30 protein-coding genes are annotated in these 24,406 nt (G+C 70.8%); 17 read left to right on the forward strand and 13 right to left on the reverse strand.

The genetic code is table 11. The features are described from left to right. Positions 1-173: 173 nt before the first annotated feature. Entirely contained in the window at positions 174-1,523 is a 1,350-nt protein-coding gene (locus AC3CF1_RS13315; protein WP_088949824.1) for a M16 family metallopeptidase, read from the reverse strand. Beyond that, positions 1,520-2,809, reverse strand: a complete 1,290-nt coding sequence (locus AC3CF1_RS13320) for a M16 family metallopeptidase (protein WP_488450580.1) — start codon at positions 2,807-2,809, stop codon at positions 1,520-1,522. The genes AC3CF1_RS13315 and AC3CF1_RS13320 overlap by 4 nt, the downstream gene beginning before the upstream one ends. Positions 2,810-2,909: 100 nt before the next feature. Between AC3CF1_RS13320 and AC3CF1_RS13325 the strand changes: the two genes are divergently transcribed. Further along, positions 2,910-3,653, forward strand: coding sequence for a phosphodiesterase (locus AC3CF1_RS13325; RefSeq protein WP_488450581.1), 744 nt, complete (start codon positions 2,910-2,912; stop codon positions 3,651-3,653). Here AC3CF1_RS13325 and AC3CF1_RS13330 read toward each other — a convergent pair. Continuing rightward, positions 3,620-3,838, reverse strand: coding sequence for a hypothetical protein (locus AC3CF1_RS13330; RefSeq protein WP_088949827.1), 219 nt, complete (start codon positions 3,836-3,838; stop codon positions 3,620-3,622). The two genes, AC3CF1_RS13325 and AC3CF1_RS13330, sit on opposite strands and share 34 nt — an antisense overlap. Positions 3,839-4,110: 272 nt before the next feature. On the opposite strand from AC3CF1_RS13330, the gene AC3CF1_RS13335 reads away from it, so the two are divergent. The 3 genes from AC3CF1_RS13335 (at position 4,111) to AC3CF1_RS13345 (ending at position 5,934) form a co-directional block, all read left to right on the forward strand. Further along, the gene (locus tag AC3CF1_RS13335; RefSeq protein WP_354982289.1) at positions 4,111-5,205 is read left to right on the forward strand and encodes a 3-deoxy-7-phosphoheptulonate synthase; all 1,095 of its coding nucleotides are present in this window, start codon (positions 4,111-4,113) and stop codon (positions 5,203-5,205) included. A gap of 277 nt (positions 5,206-5,482) precedes the next feature. Continuing rightward, positions 5,483-5,716 carry a hypothetical protein gene (locus AC3CF1_RS13340; RefSeq protein ID WP_218907803.1) on the forward strand — a complete coding sequence of 78 codons (234 nt, stop codon included), beginning with the start codon at positions 5,483-5,485 and terminating at the stop codon, positions 5,714-5,716. 23 nt (positions 5,717-5,739) lie between these two features. Further along, a complete protein-coding gene (locus AC3CF1_RS13345) occupies positions 5,740-5,934 on the forward strand; it encodes a hypothetical protein (protein ID WP_488450582.1) in 195 nt (64 codons plus the stop codon). A gap of 65 nt (positions 5,935-5,999) precedes the next feature. On the opposite strand, the gene AC3CF1_RS13350 is transcribed toward AC3CF1_RS13345, so the two are convergent. The 3 genes from AC3CF1_RS13350 to AC3CF1_RS13360 are packed head-to-tail and all read right to left on the reverse strand — an operon-like array spanning position 6,000 to position 7,274. Next, the gene (locus AC3CF1_RS13350; RefSeq protein WP_088949833.1) at positions 6,000-6,539 is read right to left on the reverse strand and encodes a DUF1360 domain-containing protein; all 540 of its coding nucleotides are present in this window, start codon (positions 6,537-6,539) and stop codon (positions 6,000-6,002) included. A gap of 55 nt (positions 6,540-6,594) precedes the next feature. Beyond that, positions 6,595-6,933 (reverse strand): hypothetical protein, encoded by a 339-nt coding sequence (locus AC3CF1_RS13355; protein WP_354982290.1) that lies wholly within the window; start codon positions 6,931-6,933, stop codon positions 6,595-6,597. Then, entirely contained in the window at positions 6,933-7,274 is a 342-nt protein-coding gene (locus AC3CF1_RS13360; RefSeq protein ID WP_374223661.1) for a DUF6158 family protein, read from the reverse strand. The genes AC3CF1_RS13355 and AC3CF1_RS13360 overlap by 1 nt, the downstream gene beginning before the upstream one ends. Positions 7,275-7,395: 121 nt before the next feature. Between AC3CF1_RS13360 and AC3CF1_RS13365 the strand changes: the two genes are divergently transcribed. Together AC3CF1_RS13365 and AC3CF1_RS13370 are read left to right on the forward strand one after the other, a co-directional pair. Continuing rightward, entirely contained in the window at positions 7,396-7,818 is a 423-nt protein-coding gene (locus tag AC3CF1_RS13365) for a hypothetical protein (RefSeq protein WP_185755406.1), read from the forward strand. Positions 7,819-7,843: 25 nt separating this feature from the next. Continuing rightward, positions 7,844-8,173 (forward strand): DUF3817 domain-containing protein, encoded by a 330-nt coding sequence (locus AC3CF1_RS13370; RefSeq protein WP_488450583.1) that lies wholly within the window; start codon positions 7,844-7,846, stop codon positions 8,171-8,173. Positions 8,174-8,221: 48 nt separating this feature from the next. Here the strand turns inward: AC3CF1_RS13370 and AC3CF1_RS13375 are convergent, their stop codons facing one another. Beyond that, complete coding sequence (locus tag AC3CF1_RS13375) at positions 8,222-8,743, reverse strand: DUF6232 family protein (RefSeq protein ID WP_088949838.1); 522 nt, start codon at positions 8,741-8,743, stop codon at positions 8,222-8,224. A 498-nt stretch (positions 8,744-9,241) separates the two neighbouring features. Between AC3CF1_RS13375 and AC3CF1_RS13380 the strand changes: the two genes are divergently transcribed. After that, a complete protein-coding gene (locus AC3CF1_RS13380) occupies positions 9,242-10,219 on the forward strand; it encodes a C40 family peptidase (RefSeq protein WP_488450584.1) in 978 nt (325 codons plus the stop codon). Between the two features lie 70 nt (positions 10,220-10,289). On the opposite strand, the gene AC3CF1_RS13385 is transcribed toward AC3CF1_RS13380, so the two are convergent. The 4 genes from AC3CF1_RS13385 to AC3CF1_RS13400 form a co-directional block, all read right to left on the reverse strand. Further along, positions 10,290-11,279, reverse strand: coding sequence for a sigma-70 family RNA polymerase sigma factor (locus AC3CF1_RS13385; RefSeq protein WP_088949840.1), 990 nt, complete (start codon positions 11,277-11,279; stop codon positions 10,290-10,292). Between the two features lie 379 nt (positions 11,280-11,658). Continuing rightward, positions 11,659-12,615: an N-acetylmuramic acid 6-phosphate etherase gene (murQ, locus tag AC3CF1_RS13390; protein WP_088949841.1), complete on the reverse strand. Its 957-nt coding sequence runs from the start codon at positions 12,613-12,615 to the stop codon at positions 11,659-11,661. Further along, entirely contained in the window at positions 12,612-13,526 is a 915-nt protein-coding gene (locus tag AC3CF1_RS13395) for a MurR/RpiR family transcriptional regulator (protein ID WP_088949842.1), read from the reverse strand. The genes murQ and AC3CF1_RS13395 overlap by 4 nt, the downstream gene beginning before the upstream one ends. 73 nt (positions 13,527-13,599) lie before the next feature. After that, a complete protein-coding gene (locus tag AC3CF1_RS13400) occupies positions 13,600-14,616 on the reverse strand; it encodes an NAD-dependent epimerase/dehydratase family protein (protein WP_488450585.1) in 1,017 nt (338 codons plus the stop codon). A gap of 113 nt (positions 14,617-14,729) precedes the next feature. Between AC3CF1_RS13400 and AC3CF1_RS13405 the strand changes: the two genes are divergently transcribed. Beyond that, the gene (locus AC3CF1_RS13405; protein WP_141910890.1) at positions 14,730-15,419 is read left to right on the forward strand and encodes an SDR family NAD(P)-dependent oxidoreductase; all 690 of its coding nucleotides are present in this window, start codon (positions 14,730-14,732) and stop codon (positions 15,417-15,419) included. Here AC3CF1_RS13405 and AC3CF1_RS13410 read toward each other — a convergent pair. Next, positions 15,404-16,075 (reverse strand): dTMP kinase, encoded by a 672-nt coding sequence (locus AC3CF1_RS13410; RefSeq protein ID WP_488452078.1) that lies wholly within the window; start codon positions 16,073-16,075, stop codon positions 15,404-15,406. The two genes, AC3CF1_RS13405 and AC3CF1_RS13410, sit on opposite strands and share 16 nt — an antisense overlap. Before the next feature lie 181 nt (positions 16,076-16,256). Here AC3CF1_RS13410 and AC3CF1_RS13415 point away from each other — a divergent pair, with 181 nt between their 5' ends. The 5 genes from AC3CF1_RS13415 (at position 16,257) to AC3CF1_RS13435 (ending at position 18,717) form a co-directional block, all read left to right on the forward strand. After that, positions 16,257-16,841, forward strand: coding sequence for a nucleotidyltransferase (locus tag AC3CF1_RS13415; RefSeq protein ID WP_088949846.1), 585 nt, complete (start codon positions 16,257-16,259; stop codon positions 16,839-16,841). After that, the gene (locus tag AC3CF1_RS13420; protein ID WP_088949847.1) at positions 16,838-17,113 is read left to right on the forward strand and encodes a BON domain-containing protein; all 276 of its coding nucleotides are present in this window, start codon (positions 16,838-16,840) and stop codon (positions 17,111-17,113) included. The genes AC3CF1_RS13415 and AC3CF1_RS13420 overlap by 4 nt, the downstream gene beginning before the upstream one ends. 10 nt (positions 17,114-17,123) lie before the next feature. Next, positions 17,124-17,900 carry a metallophosphoesterase family protein gene (locus AC3CF1_RS13425; protein ID WP_488450586.1) on the forward strand — a complete coding sequence of 259 codons (777 nt, stop codon included), beginning with the start codon at positions 17,124-17,126 and terminating at the stop codon, positions 17,898-17,900. Then, entirely contained in the window at positions 17,891-18,034 is a 144-nt protein-coding gene (locus AC3CF1_RS13430) for a GPGG-motif small membrane protein (protein WP_007464364.1), read from the forward strand. Before AC3CF1_RS13425 ends, AC3CF1_RS13430 begins: the two co-directional genes overlap by 10 nt. A 188-nt stretch (positions 18,035-18,222) precedes the next feature. Further along, positions 18,223-18,717, forward strand: coding sequence for a TspO/MBR family protein (locus AC3CF1_RS13435; RefSeq protein ID WP_099848095.1), 495 nt, complete (start codon positions 18,223-18,225; stop codon positions 18,715-18,717). Positions 18,718-18,769: 52 nt separating this feature from the next. Here the strand turns inward: AC3CF1_RS13435 and AC3CF1_RS13440 are convergent, their stop codons facing one another. Beyond that, positions 18,770-19,543 (reverse strand): M23 family metallopeptidase, encoded by a 774-nt coding sequence (locus tag AC3CF1_RS13440; RefSeq protein WP_088949850.1) that lies wholly within the window; start codon positions 19,541-19,543, stop codon positions 18,770-18,772. 250 nt (positions 19,544-19,793) lie between these two features. Between AC3CF1_RS13440 and AC3CF1_RS13445 the strand changes: the two genes are divergently transcribed. From AC3CF1_RS13445 to AC3CF1_RS13460, 4 genes are all read left to right on the forward strand, one after another. After that, on the forward strand, positions 19,794-21,140 hold the full coding sequence (locus AC3CF1_RS13445; RefSeq protein WP_354982295.1) for an ABC transporter substrate-binding protein: 1,347 nt from the start codon (positions 19,794-19,796) through the stop codon (positions 21,138-21,140). A 70-nt stretch (positions 21,141-21,210) separates the two neighbouring features. Beyond that, positions 21,211-22,257: a carbohydrate ABC transporter permease gene (locus AC3CF1_RS13450; RefSeq protein ID WP_179780683.1), complete on the forward strand. Its 1,047-nt coding sequence runs from the start codon at positions 21,211-21,213 to the stop codon at positions 22,255-22,257. A gap of 1 nt (position 22,258) precedes the next feature. Next, positions 22,259-23,227, forward strand: coding sequence for a carbohydrate ABC transporter permease (locus tag AC3CF1_RS13455; protein WP_179780684.1), 969 nt, complete (start codon positions 22,259-22,261; stop codon positions 23,225-23,227). Positions 23,228-23,295: 68 nt separating this feature from the next. After that, on the forward strand, positions 23,296-24,342 hold the full coding sequence (locus AC3CF1_RS13460; protein ID WP_141910896.1) for a LacI family DNA-binding transcriptional regulator: 1,047 nt from the start codon (positions 23,296-23,298) through the stop codon (positions 24,340-24,342). The last annotated feature ends 64 nt before the right edge of the window (positions 24,343-24,406 follow it).

A 24,406-nucleotide genomic window follows, 5' to 3' on the forward strand; every position in this document is an offset into this window, starting at 1 on the left:
ACCCACCGACCCCAAAACCCCCATCCCCGGAGCGCCCCACCACCCCTCGGTTCTGTCCCCCGTGATCAAGAGGTTTGCGTCAGAAATCGCGCTTGGGTTGACGCAAATCTCTTGATCGACGGCGTGAGAGGACAGGTGGGGGTGGGGGGTGGGGTGGGGCAGGAGGCGCGGGGTCAGGGGTTGGTGATGGTGATGAGGTCGCCCAGGGCTGCTGCATTCAGGTCGTCGCGGATGACCGCGGCGTCGCCTTCGATGACCAGGGTCAGCGCGTCCGGGTGCAGGTGGGTGGCCGCCGCTGCGGAGACCTGGTCCACGTCGGCCGCGAGCAGCGACTCCCGCAGACGGGCGTGGTAGTCGTCCGGCAGGTCGTGCACCACCAGCGTGGTCAACGCGGAGGCGATCGCCCGGGGGCTCTGCAACTCGACGGAGAGCTGCCCCGCCCGCCAGGACCGCGCCACCTCCAGCTCGTCCTCGGTGACCCCGCTGGCCTGGGTACGGGTGATCTCGCCGACCGCCTCGACCAGGGCCGGCGCGGTGACCGCCGTCTGCACGCCGGAGCTGACCGCGAACCGCCCGAACCGCCGGGACGACGCGAAGTCGCCCCGGATGCCGTACGTGTAACCGTGCACCTCGCGCAGCAGGTGGTTGAGCCGGGAGGTGAACGCCCCGCCGAGCACCGTGCCGGCGAGCGTCATCGGCACGTGGTCGGGGTGTGCCCGGTGCGGCGACGGGTGACCCAGTCGCAGCGTCGACTGCACCGAGCCGGGACGGTCCACCAGGATGATCCGCCGGCCGGTGTGCAGCGGCACGTCGAGCGGGCCGCCCCGCTCGGCCGGGCCGCCGCCGGTGCCGGCGAACGCCGCGGCGGCGAGCGCGTCCAGGTCGATCCGGTCCAGGTCACCGGCGACGATCAGGGTGCCGGGGCGCAGGAACCACTCGGAGTGGAAGACCGTGACGTCCTCCACGTCCAACCCGGCGACCGAGTCCGGGTCGCCGTGCATCGGCCGTCCCCAGCGGTTCTCCGCGCCGAACAGGTCCGCGCGCAGCGCGGCGTCGGCGCGCGGGCCCGGGTTGGCCCAGTCCATCCGGAGTGCGGTCGCCTCGTCGTCGCGGACCCGGCGCACATCGGCGGGGTCCAGCTTGGGCGTCCGCACCGCCTCGGCGAGCAGCTCCACGGCCGCGCTGAGCCGGTCCACCGGGATCACCACGCTGGCCTGGAACGAGTCCCAGTCCAGCCCGGTCATCAACGCGGTGCCGAGCCCCTCGACGGCGAGGGCGTACGCGGCGGCGTCCCGTTGCGCGGTCCCCTCCTCCAACGCCTTGGCCAGCACGCCGGACAGGCCCTCCTTGCCGACCGGCTCCTGGCCCGCGCCCACGTCGAGCAGCAGCAGCGCCACGGCGAGGTTCTGCCCGGGCAGGTGCGCGGCGACGACCTGGCCGCCGGCCACCGTGCGGCGGACCACCGGCGGAAACCGGTACGGGCGTGCGGCGCCCGGGCCGGGACGGTCGGCGATCAGCGTCATGAGGTCTCCTCGGGCAGGTAGGTCAGGACCACCCGGTCGGTGGCGAGCACCTCGGCGGCGGCCTCGGCGATCTGCTCGGCGGTCACCGCGAGCAGGCCCGGCAACTGGTCGGCGATGCGGGCCGGGTCGCCGAACTGCGTGGCGTACCGGCCGAGCAGATCCGCGCGACCGTCCACGGTGGACAGCTGACGCCACCACCCGGTGCTGAGCAGCGCCTTGGCCCGGTCCAGCTCCGCGGCGGTGACCGGCACGGTGGCCAGCTCGTCGACGACCTCGGCCAGCCCTTCGGCGAGCCGCTCGGCGCTCACTCCGGGGCGGGCGGTGGCGGTGGCGATCAGCGGCGCCGGGGCGTGCGCGAGGTCCACCCCGTACGCCCCGACCAGGTCCGGCTGGGCGATCCGCTCACCGTCGGCGAGCCGCTGGTAGAGCCGGCTGCCCCGACCGCTGCCGAGGATGGTGGCGAGCACGGTGATCACGTTGTAGCCGGGGGTGCCGAACGGGTAGCTGCGGTGGGCGATGTACACCCGGGGCGCCGGCACATCGGCGCTCACCGACTCGACGGCCGTCTGCCCGGTGGCCGGGACACTGCGGCCATCCGTGGCCGACGGGATGTCGTCGCGCGCGGGAAGGGCACCGAAATACTTGTCGGCCAGTGCGAACACATCCGAGGCGGTTGCGTCGCCGACCACGGTGAGCACCGCGTTGTTGGGCGCGTAGTAGGTCTGGTGGAACGCCTGGAAGGTGGCGAGGTCGGCGGCGTTCAGGTCGGCCATCGAGCCGATCGTCGCGTGATGGTACGGGTGCCCCGGCGGGTAGAGCAGAGGCAGCAACCGCAGCCAGGCGTCCCCGTACGGGACGTTCTCGTAGCGCTGCCGGCGCTCGTTCTTGACCACGTCGCGCTGGTTGTCCAGCGTCTCCTGGGTGAGCGCCGGGACCAGGCCGCCCATCCGGTCGGCCTCCAGCCAGAGAGCAAGCTCCAGGTGCTCGGCCGGCACCGTCTCGAAGTAGTTGGTCCGGTCCGGATTGGTGGTGGCGTTGAGCGAGCCGCCGGAGCCCTGGATCAGCTTCATGTGCTCGGTCTTCGCCACGTTCACCGAACCCTCGAACATCAGGTGCTCGAAGAGATGGGCGAAGCCGGTCTGCCCGGCCGGTTCGTGCCGGGAGCCGACGTCGTACCAGAGGTTGACGGCCACGGCCGGCGCCGTGCGGTCCTCACTCACCACCACGCGCAGGCCGTTGTCCAGTCGGGACGTCTCGATGGGCCAGGGGTAACCGCTGTCGGGCATGCCCCGACGCTATCCGATCTCACGGGCGGAAAGGTGACGTGCGGTCGGTCGGCGAGCCGACCCGCCGCATCGGTTCCGCCGCGCGGGGTAACGGAGGGGCATGACCGTCACCCCGCCCCCGTCCGCCGGCTGGGCCGCCACCGCCGTCGAACGCGCCAGCGCCGCGCTCGGCCGGCGGCGCCACGGCCGGCTGCTGCATCCGGCCGGTCACTCTTTCGCCGGCGAGACGATGATCTGGGGTACGCCCGGACCACCCATCGGTGTCGGTCTGCTGGACGAGCCCGGCCGGTACCGGGCCACCGTCCGGATCTCCAAGGGCACGCCGACGCCCGGCAGTTGGCCGGACGTGCTGGGTCTCGCGCTGCGCCTGCACCGGGACGGCGAGCGCCCTTTCGACCTGCTGGTCAGTTCCAGCGGCGCGGCCCCGCTGCTGCGCAACCTGCCGCTGCCCCGACGCCGCTTCACCGGGACGTACACCACGATCATGTGTTACCGCGTGGGCCGTCGCCGGATCTGGCTGGCCGCGCTGGCCGACCCCGACTCGGTCGGCCTGGGGCGCAGCCTGAGCACGGTGACCGCCGCGACCCGGGCGGACACGCCGCGTCTGGTGCTCGCGGTCGCGTCCGCCGTGGGGTCGTGGCGGCCGGTGGGGCAGGTCAGCTTCGGTGCGCAGCTCAGCGCCGAGGAGGACGCCGCGCTCGCGTTCGACCCGGTGCGCAACCTGCCACCCGAGCTGCGGGTGGCAGGTCCGCTGGCCTGGCTGCGCGAGCAGACCTACCGGGGGTCACGCCGGGCACGTGGTGCGGCAGCTCAGTCCGGCGGCTCGACCGCGACCACCGTCTGATCCGAGGTACGACGTTCCAGCACGGTGTCCGGGGCCGCGTTCTGGTCCGCCTCGCGGATGTCCGACTCGGCGAGGATCGCCTCCGCCTGCGCCTCCGGGTCGTCGCTGCCCACTGCCTCCTCCTCGGGCAGGAGGTGGTGGGCGCGGGACTCCACCCGGTCCTGATCGCTCTGCTCGTTGGTCATGGCACCCCTGTTACCCCGACCTCGTCCCCGGCACGCTGCCTCCGCCCCGCATCTTGGGACGACGGCCGGAGGTTCCCGCCCGGTCGGGTACGCTGGCCCGGTGACGCGTTCCTATCGATGGTTTAGGCAGCCGGCTCGCACGCCGGTGACTTCACCATGAACTGACGTCACCACGGACCGAGCCGGCTGGGCAGGAGCTGTCGTTCCTGCCCTTTTGCGTACGAGCAGCCGGCTCGTCCCGGGCACCGGCCCCGGGCACGGTCGGCGGAAGGATGCCCACCGTGACGACCCCGGAGACCAATCGGGTCAGCGATCAGCGGATCGACCGTGTCGTGCCGTTGACCACGCCCGCCCTCCTGCACCACGAGTTACCCCTGGACGCCCCGCTCGCCTCGGCCGTGCTGACCGGCCGCCGCGCGGTGGGTCGGGTGCTCGACCGCGAGGACGACCGCCTGCTGGTGGTGGTCGGCCCCTGCTCGGTGCACGATCCAGCCGCAGCCCTCGACTACGCCGAGCGTCTGCGCCGTGCCGCCGACCGGGTGGCTGACGACCTGCTGATCGTCATGCGGGTCTACTTCGAGAAGCCGCGCTCCACCGTCGGCTGGAAGGGCCTGATCAACGACCCGGGCCTGGACGGCAGTGGGGACGTCAACACCGGCCTACGGCTGGCCCGGGCGCTGCTGCTCGACGTGCTGCGTCTCGGCCTGCCGGTGGGCTGCGAGTTCCTCGACCCGATCACCCCGCAGTACATCGCGGACACGGTGGCCTGGGGCGCGATCGGTGCCCGCACCGTGGAGAGCCAGGTGCACCGGCAGCTCGCCTCCGGCCTGTCCATGCCGATCGGCATGAAGAACCGCCCCGACGGCAGCATCGGCACGGCCGTGGACGCGATCCGCGCTGCCGGGGTGCCGCACGTCTTCCCCGGCATCGACTTCTCCGGCACCCCGGCGATCATGCACACCCGGGGGAACACGGATGGGCACCTGGTGCTGCGCGGCGGCGGCGGCCGGCCCAACTACGACGCCGAGTCGGTCGCCGGCGCGCTCGACCTGCTGCGCGCAGCCGACCTGCCGGAGCGGCTGGTGATCGACGCCAGTCACGCCAACAGCGGCAAGGACCACCGCAACCAGCCGAAGGTCGCCGCGGACGTGGCCGCCCAACTGGCTGCCGGCCAGCGTGGGATCACCGGTGTGATGCTGGAGTCGTTCCTGCTGCCGGGCCGGCAGGAGCTCGACCCGACCCGGGAGCTGGAGTACGGCCGCTCGGTCACCGACGCCTGCCTCGGTTGGGACGACACCGCCGAGGTGCTCGACCACCTGGCCTCCGCCGTGCGGGCCCGCAGGGCCACCCTGCCGACGACGGTGTGACGGCTGCCACCCGAGGGCACGGAACACCGGCGGGGGTCGGCTCGTTGACAGGGGTGTCGGTGTGTCCAGTGTCCCCGGGCCTCACCTAAATAGCCTTCGCGGAATACCGTCCGGCTGGAGCCGCGTAGTGCCACTCGCCGAGAGGCGACCTGCACACCGACACCAGCGCCGCCCCCGACCCACAAGGTCGGGGGCGGCGCTGTCTGTGGGCGGGCCACCAGAGCCACGGGTGCGACAGGCCCCCGGCGTTACGTTTGACCGATTCCGCCCCGGGTAGCTGATCGAGGTGACCGACGACGCATCCGTGTCCGGCGAGCCGGACACCCGGGCCCTCGACGACCTGCTCGACGACATCTACCGGGCGCAGGAGCGGGTCACCCAGGCCGAGATCTACCGCCGGGCGGTGGCTGCCGAGCTTCCGCCGGACCTGCTCGCCCGCATCGACGCGCTGCCCGAGGGCGAGTACGCGGTGGACGAAGCCAGCGACCTGCTGGGCGGTTCGATCGGGTGAGCGACCGGAGAAGGGACACCGACATGACCGACCGCAAGGACCACGACGAGGAAATGCCGGCGCTGGGTCAGCCGCCGAAGGGCAGGGACACCACGCCTGAGCCCGACTTCGCCAACGAACACGACCGCACCGCCGTGGACCGGGACATCATCACCGGGGCGGACGAGGACGAACGGGAGCCGGAGTCGCCGCACGGCTGGTCCGGCATGCAGCGCTGAGACGTACGACATTCGACAGCGGGGGCCGGCATGCGCCGGCCCCCGCTGTCGTTGTCCTCGACTGCTCAGTCGTCGTCGTGCCCACCCTCGGCGGCCTGCTGCGCCGTCGCGTACGCCATCTGGAGGAAGTCGGACGCGGCGACCGCCGTCAGGGCGGTGGCAACCAGCCGGGTCAGCCGGGGCGCGAGCACAAGGCCGCCGGTCAGCCCGGTGGCCACCCAGACCGCCAGGCAGAACGGGCAGCTCAGCAACTCGCCGATCGCGTGCCGGGTCGGGCTGCCCGAGTCGCGGACCTGCTCCATCACCTCGCCGCTGCCGATCGGGCGGTCGTAACGGGTGAACGGCGCCCGCAGGGGGCTGGTCACCGCGTCCTTGGACAGCAGCCGGCTCAACTTGTGCGTGGCGATGGAGAGCAGCACCACGTCGGACGGGGCGGGACGCTCCGGCACCGGGCGACCGGTCACCTTGACCAGACCAGCGAGAGCGCCCGTCACCCCGGCGTAGGCGCCCATCGCCACCAGATAGCCGCCGAGCGGTCGGTGTTCGTGCGGCGCGTACGCCCGGCGCAACCGCGCCGCCTTTTGTCGCAGGCCAGTGTCGCTCACCCGGTCTCCTCAGATGTGTCGTGGTGGTACGGGAGTGGTGTCCCGCGTGGCCGGCTCAGCCGGCCTGGAGGTTGTCGGCGACCTCGCGTGCCAGGTTGGTGAGCGCTTCGTCGGCCAACTGGTCCGGGCCCGCCCCTCCCGAGCCGTCGGCCAGGTCGAGCTGGATCCGGGCGCCGCCGGAATCCGCGGCCTCAACCCGGATCTCGGCGGACCAGTCGTCGCCGTCGCCGTCACCCCAGCGGGCCCGCAACTCCTCGCCATTGATCTCGGCGGCGGGGCTGCCGTCGCCGCGCAGCGGCTCCGGCAGCCAGGCCGAGGCGCGGTCGGGGTCGGTGGCCGTGTTGAAGACCACCTCGGGTGGCGCGGACATGCCGCGCACGGCGCGCGCCGGCATCAGGCGTCCCGCAGGCGGCTGGGGTCGACCTCCCGGCCCGGGTGGCGGGCCAGGTACTCGGTCTCGAGCTCCGCCGTGCGTCGCAGGTGGTTGGCGAGCGCGGAGTCCGACGCGTGCCGCAGGGTGTCGAGGCGGGTGCGGTGCAGGCTGTGCATCTCGCGGATCAGATCCTCGTCGGTCAACTCCGTCGGGTCGATGCCGGGCAGATCGCCGTCGAGACCCGTGGAGCCGGCCGGGTCGGCGAGGTCGTCGCCGGCCCACTCGGGCACCCGCTGCTCCGGGCTCATATCGCTGCTGCCGCTGGACGCAAAGCCGTCCTCACGTACCGATCCGGTCATGATCGCCCCCCTTGATCTCGTTTGGGCTGGCGTCTAGACGATTGCCCAGGCGCGGGAACGCCAAACCCGCGTCAGCTACGACACGGTGTCGGAGACCGGCGCCGTCCCCGGTACCCTCGATGCCATGAGGCGGCTCTGGACCCCGGCGTGGATCGCGCGCCACGTGGCCATGGTCGTGCTGACCGTGGGTTTCCTCGGGCTGGGTTGGTGGCAGGTCAGCCGAGCCGCGGCCGGCAACAGCCTGAGCTGGGGGTACGCGGTCGAGTGGCCGATCTTCGCCGGCTTCGTGGTCTACGTGTGGTGGCGCGAGGTGAAGCTGGCCCGCAACCGGGCGGCGGAGGCCGACGCGCCACCGGCGGACCCGGCTGTCGCGCCGGAGCCGGCTGTCACCACGGGTTCCCGCCCGGCGGTGCGCCGACCGGTGCGGGTCTCCCGGGTGCCGGTCAGCGACGATGCCGTCCAGGACAACGACCTGGCCGCCTACAACCACTACCTGTCATGGTTGAACGCCAATCCGGGCGCCCGGCCCGGTGACTATCCCGGCTGAGCCGGGCTCGGAAGGACGGACGACGGTGGGCGCTGCCCTTACCCGGTACCGCGTGATCGCCTGGATCGTGGGCGTGGTGCTGATCATGCTGGTCGTGATCGGCATGCCCCTGAAGTACATGTTCGACAACGCGGTGGTGGTCGAGACGATCGGGCCGGCGCACGGCTTCCTCTACATGATCTATCTGGTGGCCGCGTTCGACCTGAGCCGCCGCGCGGACTGGCCGCTGAAGCGGATGCTCCTCGTGATGCTGGCCGGCACTGTGCCGTTCGTCTCGTTCTACGCCGAGCGCCGGGTCAGCTCCTGGCTGGCCGCGCCGCAGGAGCAGCGGGCTCCGGAGCCGGTCGCCCGCTGAGTGGCCGCTGGGCCGACGCCACCTCGGCGCCGGCCCACCGCCGTCAGGTCAACGACTGGGTCGCCACGGGTCGGCCGAGGCGAGCGGATCGACCCAGCCGCCGTACCGGTTGACTTCCCGGGCCCGTAACAGTGCCCGCGTGACCTGGCCGAACTGCCGTTCGTCGTCGGCGGTGAACAGCAGCATCTCCGTTCCCCGGTACCACCCCCACAGCTCGTAGGGCGGTGGGCGCCAGCGATCGCCCACCAGGGCGAGCGCGGCCGGAAGCAGGAACACCGCACCCAGGATGAGGTACGCCCCGGCGGTCAGGCGGTGCAGACCTCCGGTGAAGCCGAGCAACAGCCCGACACCGCCGAGCATGCTGGCGGTGATGACCACGGCCCGCACGGCGATCCGGTCGTGCGGGCCCCGGGTGGTCCGCAGATGGGTCAGGTCGGCGACCTGGTAGCTGGTTCGACCGGCGGTGAACCGGTCGACGGTCACGATGATGCCGGGCCGTGCGTACAGCAGGGTCGACCGGGCGCCCGGCACCGTTCGCGGCGGCGTCGTTCCTGCGCCTTCACGATTCACGGTTCCTCCCGCGGGGGACGGTTGGCCGAGATGACCCGCTGAATGACATCGCTACCGGTCGACGGGATTCCCGGCTCCGTTCACATTGTGTTGGGAGAACGCCAGCCGGCCTGGGCATTTGCGGACTCTCGACAGCTCCCCCAACCGCAGGACATCGCCGAGAAACAGCATCCATTTCAGGTTTTATCGGTTATGGGGGGCGGGTCTCCGGCGGCATACGCCCGGAACGACGAAAGTCATATTTCCGTCATTTAGGCACCAAAAGGGCGGTACGCCCTCCCCCTGTCAGGCGTCAACAGTCACGATGACGCCACCCACCGCAGGGGTACGACGGGCCACTTCGCCAACATTCGCCCCTGCTTCAACTGCGAGCAACATCCGTCCCGGGTTAGGTTGGGCGAGCCGGTCCGGCCCAGTGCCGTCCGCCCGGGTGGCCCCGGCCGGTGTCGCCGAGGGCATCAGCAGCCCCGGCGGCCGTGGGAGAGGGGCCTTCCGCTCTTGTCATCCCTGAGAAACCTGCTGCGCACCGTGGCGCTGGCCGGCATGTCGGCCGCGCTGATCGCCCCGACGGCGGTGGCTCGCGCCGAGCCGTCCCCCGCCGACCTGACCCGCCGGATCGAGACGTCCTCGACCGAGTTGGAACGGGTCGTCGAGTCGTACAACAAGCTGCGTGAGGAGATCAAGACCAACGAGGCCGCGGTGGCCCGATTACAGGACCGCATCGGCCCACTCGAAGAGCAGGCCAAGCAGAGCCAGGCCGACGTGGCCAAACTGGCCAGCACCGCGTACAAGACCGGCGGCCTGCGGACCGCGGACGCCCTGCTGCGCGCCGAGGGTGCCACCGCACTGCTGGACCGCCTCGGCACGCTCGACCAACTGACCCGCCAGCGGCAGGAGAGCATCTCCGGCTACACCGCTGACCAGCGGCGGCTGCTCGACGAGAAGTCCCGCCTGGACGCGACACTCACCCGGCAGGCCGCACAGGCCCGTGAGCTCGCGGCGGGCAAGAAGCAGATCGAGCAGGACCTGGCCAGACTGTACGAGCTGCGCGAGCAGGCGTACGGGGCTGCCACCGAGCGACCCGAACCCAAGGCCGCGGTGACCGAGGCCAGGAACGTGCCCGCGGTGGCAGGTGACGCTGGCGCCGCGGTGCGCTACGCGTTCGGCGCGCTGGGCAAGCCGTACGTCTGGGCAGCCGACGGGCCCAACGGCTACGACTGTTCCGGGCTCACCTCGGCGGCCTGGCGGGCGGCCGGAAAGTCGCTGCCACACAACACCCGGATGCAGTGGAGTGCCGTCGCGCACATCGGCCGGGGCGACCTACGCCCAGGCGACCTGGTGTTCTACAGCGGGCTCGGGCATGTCGCCCTCTACGTGGGCGACGGCCAGGTGATCGACGCGCCGAGCGCCGGTCGCAACGTGCTCAAGCGGGGCATGAACATGATGCCCATCCAGGGCTACGGTCGGGTCCGCTAGGCAGACGAATACGGCGAACGGCCGGCGTCCCCCTATCGGACGCCGGCCGTTCGCCGTAATTACTACCAGGTCAGGCTGCCTGGAGCCCCTCGGCCCGAGCCAGCTCACGCAGCCGACCGAGAGCCTGGATCTCCAACTGTCGGATCCGCTCGCGGGAGAGCGAGAACCGGGAAGCGACCTCGGTGAGCGAGTGCTCCCGGCCGTCCTCCAGGCCGTAGCGGGCCCGCATGATGCCCGCCGACCGGTCGTCGAGGTGGTTGAGCAGGCCCTCGATGCGCTGCCGCTCCAGACCGCTGAGGACGATGTCCTCCGGCGACGGCGCGTCACTGTCGGCGACCAGGTCGCCGAGCTTGGTGTCACCGTCGTCGCCCACCGGGGTGTCCAGCGAGACGGTGTCCTGCGACCAGCGGCGAAGCTCGTTGACCCGCTCGACGGTGACGCCGAGGGCGGCGGCGATCTGCTCCGGCTCCGGGTCGGCGCCCAGCTCACGGGTCAGCTGCCGGGCCACGTTGCGCATCCGGTTGACGTCCTCCACCAGGTGCACCGGCAGACGGACAGTGCGCTCCTGCTGGGCGATCGCCCGGCTGATCGCCTGGCGAATCCACCAGGTCGCGTAGGTGGAGAACTTGTAACCACGCTCATAGTCGAACTTCTCGACCGCCCGGACCAGGCCGGTGTTGCCCTCCTGGATCAGGTCCAGCATGGGCATGCCCGAGCGCACGTAGCGGCGGGCGATCGATACGACCAGTCGGAGGTTGGCGCGGATGAAGAGGTCCTTCGCCCGCTCTCCCTCGACGACCAGCCACTCCAGGTCGGCCCGGTCGACACCGGCGGGGAGGGCGTCCTCACCGAGCAGGTGCTCGGCGTAGAGGCCCGCCTCGATCGCCTTGGAGAGATCGACCTCCTTGGCGGCGTCCAGCAGTGGCGTCCGGGAGATCTCGTGCAGGTAGACGCCGACCAGGTCGCGCTCCTCGGCAACCTCGTCGGTTCGCATGCCGATGTTCTTGTCCACGTTGCCCACGGTCCCCTCGCTCGCGCCGGTTGCCCGGTTCCTTGCCATTCCCCACGTCCGTCAGCCCCTGGTAACTTCTGCTGTGCCCATCGGTGCTGACACCTACACAACAGATGAGACGTGTCGGGGATTCCGTCTCGTGAGTCGAAAGTGTCACGAATGCCTGAGTAGTAGCTGAGAGCACGGTCCATGTTTGCTGTCAGGACCCCGTCTGGCGGCTCTACGCTGGGCGCCACGCACGGGTCACCGACCATGGCAACACCGCCGGCCCGGGGGCACAGCGACCCGGGTCACCACCCTGCTGCGATCCTGGTCACTGGCTGATACGCACCGGCGGACCGGTCGGTTCATCCATCGGGAGTGTTATTACCCCCCGGCCTGATGAACAATCCGAAGCCCGGTTCGCTTCCCGGTGGGCCGGGCGGGGTCAGGAGGCGAGCAGGGCGAGGGCGCCGCGGACCTGGTCGGCGGAGCGGGCCAGTGCGGCTCGGGCGGCGTCCACCTCGGCGCCGGACACCAGGGAGACGAGCGCCGTCTTCAGGTCACCGTCGGCGGCGGAGAGGGCCTGCTGGGAGACCTGCTCGGAGCAGCCGGTGGCCTCGACCAGAATCGAGATCATTCGTCCCCGGAGCTTCGCATTGGTGGCGACCATATCGATCATGAGGTTCGAGTAGACCCGGCCCAGACGCACCATGACGGCGGTCGAGAACGTGTTGAGTACCAACTTCTGTGCGGTGCCCGCCTTCATCCGGGTCGACCCGGTCACCACCTCGGGTCCGGTGTCCACCCCGATGAACACGTCGACCGAGCGAGCGGCCTCCGCCTCCGGATTGGCGCAGAGCAGCACCGTCGAAGCACCCTTGGCCCGGGCCGAGGCGAGCGCCCCGAGGACGTACGGGGTGCGTCCGCTGGCCGCCAGACCGACCACCAGGTCACCGGCGCGCACACAACCGGCCGCCTCGACCGCGCCGCCCCGCTCGTCGTCCTCGGCGTCCTCCACGGCCCGCCACATGGCGTCCGGGCCACCGGCGAGGTGGGAGCAGAACCAGTGCCGGGGCGAGTTGAAGGTGGGCGCCAGCTCGGCCGCGTCGAGCACTCCCAGGCGGCCGGACGTGCCGGCGCCGAAGTAGTGCACCCGGTGACCGCCGCGCAGGGCCGCAACCGCCAGGTCGACGGTGGTGGCGATCTCGTCGAGCACCGCTGCGACCGCGGCCGGCACCCGCCGGTCCGCCTCGTTGATCACGGTGAGGACGTCCCGGGTCGACATCAGGTCGAGGTCGACGCTGAGCGGGTTGCGCCGCTCGGTGGGCGCACCCACCCGGACCGTCGGGCGGGCGGGCGGTGCTGGCACGTCCTCGTCCGGCTCCACCGCACCTGCCGTCATGCCCGCCTCCGGTTGGCACCCACCCGGTGCGACTGGACCGCCTCGGCGGTCGCCTCCAGTGCCTTGCGTGCCCGGGCCCGGTTGCGGGCGGCCACCCCCACGAAGAGGCAGTCGACGACGGTGAGCTGGGCCAGTCGGCTGGCCGTCGCGCCGGAGCGGTAGGTGGTTTCGCGGGCCGCCGTGGTCAACACGAAGTCCGCGACGTCGGTGATCGGCGAACGCGGGAAGTTGGTCAGTGCCACGGTGACGGCACCCCGGGTGCGGGCCTGCTCCAGCACCTCGATCACGTCGGAGGTGGTGCCGGTGTGCGAGATGCCGATCGCCACGTCGCCCCGGCCGAGGAGGGCGGCCGAGGTCAACGCGGTGTGCACGTCCGGGAAGTAGAAGGCGATCCGGCCGATGCGGTGCAGCTTCTGCTGGAAGTCGGAGGCGACGAAGCCGCTGGCGCCGGCGCCGTAGATGTCGATCCGACCGGCGCCACTGATCGCCTCGACCACCTGCTCACAGACGGCGGGGTCGAGCTGCTCGGCGGTCTCCTCGACCGCTCGGGCGTCGTTGAACGCGATGGTGGCGATGATCTGGGCGAGGTCGGCGCCGGGCGGGATGTCACCACCGACCACCCGGGCGTCCGGCGGCTCGATCCGGCGAGCGGCCTCGGCGGCGAGGCGGATGCGCAGTTGCGGGTAACCGTCCATGCCCACCGAACGGCAGAACCGGATGACGGTCGCCTCGGATGTCTCCGCTGCGGTGGCGAGGTCGGTGATGGTCCGCCGGGCCGCAGCGGCCGGATCGGACACGACCAGTCGGGCAACCCGCTGCTCGGCGGGCGACAGCGACGGCAACAGCCCGCTGATGTGGACGATCAGCCCACCGGGCTCCTGACTCGCAGAAATCTTCGGACTCTTCGCCACGGGTGAAACTTACTTTCACCAAGCGTGAGCGTCAACTATGACTGTCCGGTAGGGAAAGTGTCGGCTGCCGGGATCACCGGTCCCGCACAGCCTGCCACTCCCGCAGGACCACCGCCTCATCCGCCGGGTCGAGACCACCCTGCCGTACGGCGGCCGGCTGCGCTGCCATCCAGGACGCGGTCGCCCGAACGGTGTCAGGCAACGGACGGACCGCCAGCCCGGCGTCCAGAGCCGGTCGGGCGTCGCGGTCCATCAGGCCGCCGGACTCCGGCAGTCGCACCCACAGCGGCAGCGCCCGCTCCCCCGACCACTCGCGAACGTCGTGGGACGCCAGGAAATCCTGATCCACCCAGGTCAGGACGGGCTCCGGTGCGTCCAGCCCGGCCGCTATCCCGGCCAGCAGGTCCGCCCGTGTCATCGCCGACCCGATGCCGTCGTACGTGCCGCTGAGGCGGGTGCCGGCGGCGTGCAGCAACCAACCCGCCAGATCGGCGACGTCCACGAACTGCACCCGGTCGGTCGGCTGCCCGGGCGCGAGAACCTCTCCGCCGGCCGACAGGCGCCGCACCCAGTACGGAAAGCGGTCGCTCGGATCCTCGGCACCGACGATCAGGCCCGCTCGGCAGATGAACGAGCGGTCCACGCCCACCCGCTCCCGGACCGCCTGCTCGATGCTCACCTTGCACTCGCCGTACCAACGGTGGTCCGGGCCGACCGGACCGTCCACGTCCGCCGGGGCGGCCGGCAGCACCGGTGCGTCCGCGGCGGTCTGGCCGGGGGTGGTGTTGTCCGCGTACACCGAGATCGTCGACACGAAGGACCAGTGGCCCACCTGGTCGGCAAGCGCGGAGAGCGCGTGCCGCGCGTGACTGACCTGGCGGGTCACGTCGACCACGGCGTCGAAGCCGTCGTCGGCGAGCGGCACCAGGGCGTCCGGGTCGTCGCGGTCGACCGGCACGAACCGGACCCCAGCCGGCACGACGCCGGAGACGCCCCGGGCCGCGCAGGTCACGTCGTGGCCCTGGTCGAGGGCGAGCTGCGCCACCGCCCGACCGAGGAACCGGGTGCCACCGAGAATGAGGATCCGCATCCGCCGATCCTGCGCCGCCGGTAGGCGGTTCGGCCAGCCACTCTGCTCTGGGCAGAGCGTCGGCTGTGGAGCACCGGCAGGCGCCGGCCGGACGGGACGCTAGCGTGAGGCGCATGGCGGAGCGCAGCGTGTTGGTGACCGGAGGGGCTGGCGGGCTCGGCGGGGCGGCCGTCGCCGCGTTCGTCGAGGCGGGCTGGCGGGTGGTCGTACCGGAGCGGGAAGCCCGGCCCGGGTCGGAGCCGGCAGCGGGGGTGCTCCGGCTGGTCGCGGACCTCAGCGACCCGGCGGGCGCGACGCGGGCGGTCGAGGCCGCCGCCGGCGACCCGGCGGCGCCCCTGCGGGCCGTGGTCAACCTCGTCGGCGGGTACGCCAGCGAAGGTCTGGTGCACGAGACCCCGATCGAGGTCTTCGAGCGGATGCTCACCGTCAACCTGCGGCCCACCTACCTGGTCACCCAGGCCGCGTTGCCGCATCTGGTGGCGGCCGGTGGTGGCGCGGTGGTGTGCGTCTCGGCCCGCGCGGCGGTCGCCCCGTTCGCCGGCGCGGCCGGTTACGTGACGGCCAAGGCCGGGGTGCTGGCCTTCGCTAACGCGGTCGCGGTGGAATACCGGCCCCGCAACGTCCGCTGCAACACCGTTCTGCCCAGCGTCATCGACACCCCGGCCAACCGGGCCGCCCAGCCCGACGCCGACCACTCCCGTTGGGTCGCGCCGGCCGAGATCGCATCGGTGATCCGTTTCCTCGCGTCGGAGGAGTCGGCCCCGACCAGCGGTGCCACCGTTCCGGTCTACGGGCGGGCCTGAGTCACCAGCGGGGGCACCTCACCGGGTGCCGCCCTGGAAGGCGCTGGCAGCCAGGTCTCCAGGTGCGCCTGGATCTGCTCGGTGACCTCCTCGGCCGTGCGGCCCGCGTCCACCAGCACGAAACTCGGGTATTCGGGCAGGGCCCGGTAGGCGGTGTCCGCCGCGGTCAGCCAGCCCATCGTCTCGTGGTCGGTGCCGCGTTCCTCGATGCGCCGGTACGCCTCCGCCGGGTCCACGGCCAGCAGGAAGGTCACCTGCGGCGTCGGAAAGAGCCGGTAGCCGGCCCGTGCGAACCGTTCCCAGCGTTGCCCACCGTGGGCCCGGATGCTCGCGTACTGGCAGGCCGAGTAACGGTCCATCACCGCCGTCCGGCCGGTGAGCAGACAGCTGATCAGGGCTACGGCGATGGCGAGCCAGCGCAGCACGGACTCCACCGCCAGCACACCGTCGCGCCCGACCAGCCGCTGGGCGTCGGGCCGCCCGAGCCGGTTGGCGAGCCGGCCGAGCCAACGACGGCCGCTGGCGTTGCGGCGGTATTTCGCGGGGCGGCCGGCCGCGTTCAGCGCGTCGGCCAGTCGGTGAGCCTGAGTGGTCTTGCCCGAGCCGTCGATGCCGATGAGGGCGACAGTGCGCAACCGGGCCCTGCGTCGTCGCATCCCCGATGATCTGGCCACCCTCGACAGGTTATCCGACCCGCGCACCCGACCCGTGAGGTATGTGATGGTTTGTCCCTGTTGACACCCGACCGGGACACCCGCAGGTGTGGCCGACCGGAATGCCGGGTACCGGAGTTCGTATCCAACCGCCGGTCCACCAACACGACGACGGGAGAACCAGATGGCTGAGCGCGGAGACGAGAGTCTGGTGCACACCCTCAAGAAGGTCGCCGCCGTGCTCAAGCAGTCCGAGATCCCGTTCGCCCTGGGCGGCAGCTTCGCCGTCTACGCCCACGGGGGCCACTCCAGCGAGCACGACGTCGACTTCCTGATCCGGGAGGTCGACGTGGAGAAGGCACTGGAGGCCCTGGTCGCCGCCGGGTTCGTCGCCGAGCGCCCCCCGGAGGACTGGCTGGTCAAGGTCTTCGACGACGGCCGGATGGTGGATCTGATCCACCGGCCGATCGAGACACCGGTGACGGAGGAGACGTTCGCCGACACGGTCATCCGGCCGGTGGACGCGATCCAGATGCCGGTCCTGTCCGCCTCCCAGCTGATGGTGCACAAACTGCTCAGCTTCTCCCAGCACTACTGCGACTTCGCCCGCGGCCTGCCGCTGGCCCGCTCCCTGCGGGAGCAGATCGACTGGGAGCGGGTACGCAAGGAGACGGAGCACTCGCCGTACGCCGAGGCGTTCCTGGTGCTGCTGGACCGGCTGGAGGTGGTGCCGGCCGCCGGCACCCCGACCGGAGAGGGGACATCGTGACCCACCAACGCGACATTGGCGCCGGGCCACCGGACGAGTACGTCGAGGCGGAGATCCAACGGCTCCTCGCCGAGGACCCCGCCGTCGCCGAACAGGGGATCACCGTGGTGCGGCGGGAACGCGCCATCGTGCTCTACGGCGAGGTGGAGAGCCCACACCGACGCGAGGAGATCCTGCGCCGGGTGTCCGAGCGCTTCCCGGACGTCCCGATCACCAGCGACATCGGGGTGATCCGCGTCGAGGCGCCCACGGAGATCGAGCAACTGCCCTGAGGGAGGTTCCATGGTGATCCGGATCGCCGCCGTGGGCGACGTACATCTGGACGAGGACGTGGTCGGTCGGTTCCGTCCCGCGTTGGAGGAGTTGCCGGAGTGCGCCGACGTGCTGCTGCTGGCCGGGGACCTGACCCGGCACGGCACCGAGGCCGAGGCGCGCTGCGTGGCGGAGGAGTTCGGTGGGTTGGCCGTGCCGGTGGTGACCGTGCTGGGCAACCACGACCACCAGTGTGACCAGGTGCCGCAGGTGGTGAAGGTCCTCGAGGACGCGGGCATCACCGTGCTGGAAGGCAACGGCGTCGTGCTGGACTGCGCCGGCGGTCGGCTCGGCATCGCCGGCGTCAAGGGCTTCGGCGGCGGGTTCGCCGGGCGGTGCGCCAGCGACTTCGGCGAGCCGGAGATGAAGGCGTTCGTCCGGACCACCAACGAGAGCGCCGAGGCTCTCGGCACGGCGCTCCGTTCGCTGGACTGCGACATGCTGGTCGCGCTCACCCACTACTCCCCGGTGCCGGACACGCTGGCCGGTGAACCGTTGGAGATCTACCCGTTCCTCGGCTCGTACCAGTTGGGGCAGGCGATCGACTCGGCGCCCACGGCGCTGGCCCTGCACGGGCACGCGCACGCCGGCACCGAGCGCGGCACGACCCCCGGCGGCGTACGCGTCCGCAACGTCGCGCACCCGGTGATCAAGCAGGCGTACAGCGTCTTCCACGTCGGCGATCAACTCGACACCGACCAGGTTTCCCCGATCGGCCAGTCGGGTAGTCAGACGTCATGGAGCTGATTCTCTGGATTCTCGCAGTCGTACTCGTGGTCGCCGGCATCCTCGCGCTGTTCCGCCGGCAGATCCTGTGGGGCATCGTCCTCATCGTTGTCGGGCTGTTGGTCGGCCCGGGTGGTGTCAGCATCTTCAATTAGCGTGCGTACCTCCTAAAAAACCGGGACCCGCCGGGGTCGCCGCGACCGGAGCTCCGTCCTCCCGACAGGAGCACCGGCCGGGGCGATCCCGGCGCTTTCTTGTGGGCGCTCCCACGCTGTGATGGCGGCGCTGTACCGGACGCCCTACCGGCGGTTTGACCTGACGCTGGATGGAAATTATCTCGACCATGGAGACATCTCAGGACGCTCCGAGGACCTCCGGCCGGCGGCGGTGGTGGGCTCTCGTGGGCTTCGCGGCGGCCGTCTTCGTCGCGGCCGCGATCGGCGGTCTGGGGGTGCAGGGCACCACCGGCGAGTACGCGAGCCTCCAGCAGCCCAGCTGGGCACCGCCCTCATGGCTGTTCGGCCCGGTCTGGTCGCTGCTCTACGCACTGATCGCGGTGGCCGGCTGGCTGGTGTGGCAGCGGGTCGGCTTCGGCCCCGCACTCTGGGCGTGGACCGCCCAACTGGTGCTCAACGCCATCTGGACCCCGCTGTTCTTCGGCGCGGGGCAGTATGGGCTGGCGTTCGCCGAGATCGTGGTGATGTGGTTGGCGATCGGGCTCACCGTGGTGCTGTTCGCCCGGGTGTCACGGGTGGCGACGGCGCTGCTGCTGCCCTACTGGGCCTGGGTCACCTTCGCCGCCGCCCTGAACCTGTCGATCTGGCAGCTGAACTCCTGACCTGACCGGTCCCCGACGGCGGCGCCCGCCGGGGACCGTGGCCATCCCCGGGTCAGCAGCGGGGCACGCCGGGGATGTATCCGTCGGACCCGGTGTACACGTACGCGTCGGCGATGAACCGACCGCTGCCGATCCGGTCCCAGATCGAGCTGGTGCCGTACGTGCCGGTGACCGTGGTGCCGCTGGTCTGGCAGGCGATGGTCACCCGCGTGCCGTCGGCGACAGTGCCCACCGAGGCGTACCCGGTGCCGGGACCGGAGCGGACGGTCAGCGGGGTGCCGCTGGTGTCGACAGTGCCGTTGCCGCCGCCCGAGGAGCACCCGTTGTTGCTGGTGTAGGTCTTGGTGCCCCAGTACAGGGCGAGGGTGCCGTTGAAGCGCACCTTGATGTCGGCGCCGTCGAGGCGCTGCTCGTAGTGCAGGTGCGGGCCGGTCGACCCGCCCGTGGTGCCGACCCAGCCGAGCACCTTGCCGTAGCCGACCGTCTGCCCGACGGAGACGTTGAAGCCGTTGAGGTGGGCGTAGTAGGTGCTGTAACCGCCCCCGTGGTTGATCCGGACGTATTTGCCGTAGCTGGTGCCACCGAGGTCGGTCACGCGGTCGACGGTGCCGGGCGCGCTCGCCACCACCGGGTCGCCCTGATCGTCGGTGCGGTTGAAGTCGACGGCGTTCGCCGGGCTGTGACCCGATCGGGTCTGCCCGGACCAGGACTGGCCGCACGGGAACGGCACCTTGAAGGTCGGCGCGGCCAGCGCCGGGCTGGCCGGCGCCAGGACTCCTCCGACGAGCACACCCGCCACCAGCAGGCTGATCCACCGCTTTCGCATACAGCTCCTCCTATGTTGAAAACCTTCGATGGGGTGGCCCTAGCCTGACAGATATCGCCAATCTTCGAAAGAGTCGGGGATCCGCCCCGGGAGCGCGCCCACGAGGCAGCTCGCAGGTTTCCGGATTGTTACTCGCTCGTGTCTGACAGGGGGTGGACCGGACCGGATGCAAGCGCTTACATGTGTGCACGCCCAATCGGACCGGCGACGGGTCACCAGCACGACCGCGCCGGCTAGGAAGGAGGACGGCATGGCGGTCTTTACCAGACCACGCCAGGCCTTCGTGATCGCCGGCGTACTCGGGCTGGCGCTCAGCGCCACCGCCTGCGGTACCGGCGACGACAAGAAGAGCAACAACGCGGGCTCCGCGGAGTGCGCCGCATACGACAAGTACGAGGGCCACGACGGCAAGAAGGTCTCGATCTACGCGTCCATCCGTGACGCCGAGGCGGACCTGCTCGAGCGCTCCTGGTCGGACTTCACCAAGTGCACCGGCATCGAGATCGACTACGAGGGCAGCGGCGAGTTCGAGGCGCAGCTCCCGGTCCGGGTCGACGGCGGCAACGCCCCCGACATCGCCTTCGTGCCGCAGCCCGGCCTCGTGAAGCGTTTCGCGGACGCCGGCAAGCTGAAGTCCCTGAGCGCCGACACCAAGGCCCTCGCCGAGCAGAACATGCCGGCCGACTGGCTGAAGTACGGCACCGTCAACGGGACGCTCTACGGCGTGCCGCTCGGCGCCAACGTGAAGTCCTTCGTCTGGTACTCGCCGAAGACGTTCAAGGAGAAGGGCTGGGAGGTTCCGACCACCTGGGACCAGCTCATCGCCCTGAGCGACAAGATCGCCGCCAGTGGCATGAAGCCGTGGTGCGCGGGCGTCGAGTCCGGTGACGCCACCGGCTGGCCGGCCACCGACTGGATCGAAGACGTGATCCTGCGGACCCAGGGCCCCGAGGTCTACGACCAGTGGACCACCCACGGGATCCCGTTCAACGACCCGAAGATCGTCGACGCGGTCGACCGCGCCGGCACCATCCTCAAGAACGACAAGTACATGAACGGCGGCTTCGGCGGCGTCAAGAGCATCACCACCACCTCCTTCCAGGAGGCGGGCGTGCCGGTCACCAACGGCAAGTGCGCGATGCACCGGCAGGCGTCGTTCTACGCCAACCAGTTCCCCGAGGGCACCAAGGTGGCTCAGGACGGCGACGCGTTCGCCTTCTACTTCCCGGCCATCGACCCCGCCAAGGGCAAGCCGGTGCTGGGCGCGGGCGAGTTCGTCGTCGGCTACGCCGACCGTCCCGAGGTCCAGGCGGTGCAGACCTACCTGGCTTCGGCCGAGTACGTCAACAGCCGCGCGAAGCTCGGCAACTGGGTCACGGCGAACAACAAGCTGGACATCGCCAACGTGGCCAGCCCGATCGACAAGCTCTCCGTCCAGATCCTCCAGGACAAGAGCGGCACCTTCCGCTTCGACGGTTCCGACCTGATGCCGGCAGCCGTCGGCGCGGGAACGTTCTGGAAGGGCATGGTCGAGTGGCTGAACGGCAAGGCGACCGCCCCGGTGCTCCAGGGCATCGAGAGCAGCTGGCCTAAGTGATCCCGGCGGTGGCCCGGCCCGTGACCGCGGGCCGGGCCACCGACTGCGGTGGACCCGAGAGGGAGGGTTGATGGAGTTCGACTTCGCCGATCAGCAGCCGAAGCTCCTCATGCTGATGTACGGGCTGGTCGCCTTCGTCGTGGTGGTGGGCGGTCTGCTCCTGCTGCTCGACGTGGTGCCGGCCTGGTTCGCCCGGCGACGGGAGGCACAACTCGTCGCCGCCTCGGCGAGTGGAGCTCCACTCCCCCGCCGAACCAAGCCGCGGGAAGGGCTCTTCGCGCTCTTCTTCCTGCTGCCGACGCTGCTGCTGCTCACCATCGGCCTGGTCGTGCCGGCCATCCGCACCACGATGCTCTCCCTGATGGACGGGAGCAGCACCAACTGGGTGGGGCTGCGCAACTACGGCTGGATGTTCTCCGACGACTCGATCGTCCGGGTCCTGATCAACACGTTGATCTGGGTGCTCCTGGTCCCCCTGGTGGCGACCGGGTTCGGCCTCATCTACGCCGTACTCGTGGACAAGGCCCGGTTCGAGTCCGTGGCCAAGTCACTGATCTTCCTGCCCATGGCCATCTCCTTCGTGGGCGCCAGCATCATCTGGAAGTTCGTCTACGCCTACCGTGGTGAGGGCGACCAGATCGGCCTGCTCAACCAGATCGTGGTCAGCCTCGGCGGCGAGCCCAAGCAGTGGCTGCTCGAATCGCCCCTGAACACGCTGCTGCTGATCGTCATCATGGTCTGGATCCAGGCAGGTTTCGCCATGGTGGTGCTCTCCGCCGCGATCAAGGCGATCCCCGGCGACATCGTGGAGGCCGCCCGGCTCGACGGGGTCAGCCCGTGGCAGATGTTCTGGCAGATCACCATGCCGAGCATCCGGCCGGCGCTGATCGTCGTGGTGGTGACCCTCACGATCGCCACGCTCAAGGTCTTCGACATCGTCCGGACCTCGACCAACGGCAACTACGACACCAGCGTGATCGCCAGCGAGATGTACAACCAGGCGTTCCGGTACGGTCAGAACGGGCAGGGCTCCGCGCTCGCGGTCTTCCTCTTCATCCTGGTCATCCCGGTCGTGATCTACCAGATCCGCAACCTCCGTCAACAGCGGGAGGGCTGAGATGACGACCGCAACGCCAACTGTCGCCGCCGGCACCCAGAAGACCGACGGCACCCCGACCACCACTGCCGGACGGGTCCGCAAGCGGCTGAACAGCCGCACCGCCACCCTCGTCTCGGTCATCATCGCGGTGGTCTGGACCATTCCGACCTTCGGCCTGCTCGTGTCCTCGCTCCGACCGGAAGACGAGATCAAGACCACCGGCTGGTGGACGGCCTTCACCAACCCGCAGTTCACGTTCGAGAACTACCAGCAGGTCCTGTTCGGGCGGTCGTCGTCCTCCGGGCAGCTCGCCGGGTCCTTCATCAACTCCCTGGCGATCACCATCCCGTCGGTGCTCTTCCCGCTCGCCTTCGCCTGCCTGGCCGCGTACGCGCTGGCCTGGATCAACTTCCGCGGCCGGGACTGGGTCTACATCGCGATCTTCGCGTTGCAGATCGTGCCGCTGCAGATGGCCCTGGTGCCGCTGCTGAAGTTCTTCTCCACCGGCGTCACCCTCGGCGGCGTCACCCTGATGCCGGCCTGGGATCTGGTCGACGAGCAGAAGTTCGCCCAGGTGTGGTTCGCGCACACCTGCTTCGCGCTCCCGTTCGCCGTCTTCCTGCTGCACAACTTCATCTCGCAACTGCCGGGTGACCTGATGGAGGCGGCCCGCGTCGACGGGGCCACCCACCCGAAGATCTTCCGCACCATCGTGCTGCCGCTGATCACCCCGGCACTCGCGGCGTTCGGCATCTTCCAGTTCCTCTGGGTCTGGAACGACCTGCTGGTCGCGCTGATCTTCGCCGGCGGCGGCAACGAGACCGCCCCGCTCACCGTCCGGCTCGCCGAGATGGCCGGCACCCGGGGCAACGAGTGGCAGCGCCTCACCGCTGGCGCGTTCGTCTCCATCGTCGTACCGCTCATTGTTTTCCTGTCCCTGCAGCGCTTCTTCGTGCGAGGTCTGCTCGCCGGCAGCGTCAAGGGCTGACCCGCTTGCCCGCCGCCGCCTGGCCCCTCGGGCGGCGGCGGGCGCTCCGGGCACCGAGCGGGGGAACCGTGACGAGGATTGATGATGTGGCCCGGCTGGCCGGAGTGTCCACGGCCACCGTCTCGCGGGCCCTGCGCGGGTTGCCGACGGTCTCGGCCGCCACCCGACGCCGGGTGCTCGCCGCCGCCGAGCAGCTCGACTACGAGGTCTCCCCTAGCGCGTCCCGGCTGGCCGGGGGCCGGACCGGCACGGTCGCGGTGGTGGTCCCCCGAATCACCCGCTGGTTCTTCAGCACGATCGTCGAGGCGGTCGAGGAATACCTCCACGAGTCCGGCTACGACCTGCTGCTCTACAACCTGGGCGGCCGGGAGCAGGTCCGCCAGCGGGTCCTGCGTACGGCCAACCTGCACAAGCGGGTCGACGCCATCATGCTGGTCGCCACGCCACTGCGGCCGGCCGATATGACCGCGCTGGCCGCCCTGGAACTCCCCGGGGTGACCATCAGCTCGGGAAGCAGGGTGCCCAACTGGCCCTGCGTCCGCATCGACGACGTGGCCGCTGCCCGGGCCGCCACCCGGCACCTGCTCGACCTCGGGCACCACCGGATCGCGCACATCTCCGGTGACCCGGACGACGAGCTGGCCTTCACCACCCACCTCGACCGCCGCCGGGGCTACCAGGCGGCACTGCGCGCCGCCGGTCTGCGGCTCGACCCGACCCTGGACGTCGAATCCACGTTCACCATCGACGGTGGCACCCGGGCCACCGAGGAGCTGCTGGCCCGCGGCGAGCCGCCGACCGCGATCGTCGCCGCCTGCGACGAGATGGCGATGGGCGCGATGACCGCGCTGCGCGACGCCGGACTGCGGGTGCCGCAGGACGTCAGCGTCATCGGCATCGACGACCACGACCTGGCCGGCGTGCTCGGGCTCAGCACCATCGCCCAACCCGCCGCCGAGCAGGGCAGACTGGCCGCACGGATGTTGCTCGACCCGCTCGAAGCCCGACCTCCGGGCCCCCTCGTGGGTCACCAGGGCACCGACGGCGCCACGCCGGTGATCCTGCCCACTCGGCTGGTGGTCCGGGACTCGACCGCACCACCCCGGGCACACTGAAGAACTTCAACCATTCGCCGCCGGCCGGCGGCTGGCGGCGACGCAGCCGGCAGGAGCACCGCCG

It is taken from the genome of Micromonospora sp. MGP-C2, assembly GCF_057766525.1.

Bases quoted from the DNA above. Each gene is read 5' to 3' on its own strand.
- AC3CF1_RS13330 (WP_088949827.1), bottom strand. From the start codon at position 3,838: ATGACCAACGAGCAGAGCGATCAGGACCGGGTGGAGTCCCGCGCCCAC.
- AC3CF1_RS13415 (WP_088949846.1), top strand. From the start codon at position 16,257: ATGGCTGAGCGCGGAGACGAGAGTCTGGTGCACACCCTCAAGAAGGTC.
- AC3CF1_RS13405 (WP_141910890.1), top strand. From the start codon at position 14,730: ATGGCGGAGCGCAGCGTGTTGGTGACCGGAGGGGCTGGCGGGCTCGGC.
- AC3CF1_RS13425 (WP_488450586.1), top strand. From the start codon at position 17,124: ATGGTGATCCGGATCGCCGCCGTGGGCGACGTACATCTGGACGAGGAC.
- AC3CF1_RS13445 (WP_354982295.1), top strand. From the start codon at position 19,794: ATGGCGGTCTTTACCAGACCACGCCAGGCCTTCGTGATCGCCGGCGTA.
- AC3CF1_RS13440 (WP_088949850.1), bottom strand. From the start codon at position 19,543: ATGCGAAAGCGGTGGATCAGCCTGCTGGTGGCGGGTGTGCTCGTCGGA.
- AC3CF1_RS13325 (WP_488450581.1), top strand. From the start codon at position 2,910: ATGACCGTCACCCCGCCCCCGTCCGCCGGCTGGGCCGCCACCGCCGTC.
- murQ (WP_088949841.1), bottom strand. From the start codon at position 12,615: ATGACGGCAGGTGCGGTGGAGCCGGACGAGGACGTGCCAGCACCGCCC.
- AC3CF1_RS13345 (WP_488450582.1), top strand. From the start codon at position 5,740: ATGACCGACCGCAAGGACCACGACGAGGAAATGCCGGCGCTGGGTCAG.
- AC3CF1_RS13410 (WP_488452078.1), bottom strand. From the start codon at position 16,075: ATGCGACGACGCAGGGCCCGGTTGCGCACTGTCGCCCTCATCGGCATC.
- AC3CF1_RS13355 (WP_354982290.1), bottom strand. From the start codon at position 6,933: ATGCCGGCGCGCGCCGTGCGCGGCATGTCCGCGCCACCCGAGGTGGTC.
- AC3CF1_RS13365 (WP_185755406.1), top strand. From the start codon at position 7,396: ATGAGGCGGCTCTGGACCCCGGCGTGGATCGCGCGCCACGTGGCCATG.
- AC3CF1_RS13435 (WP_099848095.1), top strand. From the start codon at position 18,223: ATGGAGACATCTCAGGACGCTCCGAGGACCTCCGGCCGGCGGCGGTGG.
- AC3CF1_RS13430 (WP_007464364.1), top strand. From the start codon at position 17,891: ATGGAGCTGATTCTCTGGATTCTCGCAGTCGTACTCGTGGTCGCCGGC.
- AC3CF1_RS13335 (WP_354982289.1), top strand. From the start codon at position 4,111: ATGCCCACCGTGACGACCCCGGAGACCAATCGGGTCAGCGATCAGCGG.
- AC3CF1_RS13385 (WP_088949840.1), bottom strand. From the start codon at position 11,279: ATGGCAAGGAACCGGGCAACCGGCGCGAGCGAGGGGACCGTGGGCAAC.
- AC3CF1_RS13455 (WP_179780684.1), top strand. From the start codon at position 22,259: ATGACGACCGCAACGCCAACTGTCGCCGCCGGCACCCAGAAGACCGAC.
- AC3CF1_RS13450 (WP_179780683.1), top strand. From the start codon at position 21,211: ATGGAGTTCGACTTCGCCGATCAGCAGCCGAAGCTCCTCATGCTGATG.
- AC3CF1_RS13400 (WP_488450585.1), bottom strand. From the start codon at position 14,616: ATGCGGATCCTCATTCTCGGTGGCACCCGGTTCCTCGGTCGGGCGGTG.
- AC3CF1_RS13315 (WP_088949824.1), bottom strand. From the start codon at position 1,523: ATGACGCTGATCGCCGACCGTCCCGGCCCGGGCGCCGCACGCCCGTAC.
- AC3CF1_RS13320 (WP_488450580.1), bottom strand. From the start codon at position 2,809: ATGCCCGACAGCGGTTACCCCTGGCCCATCGAGACGTCCCGACTGGAC.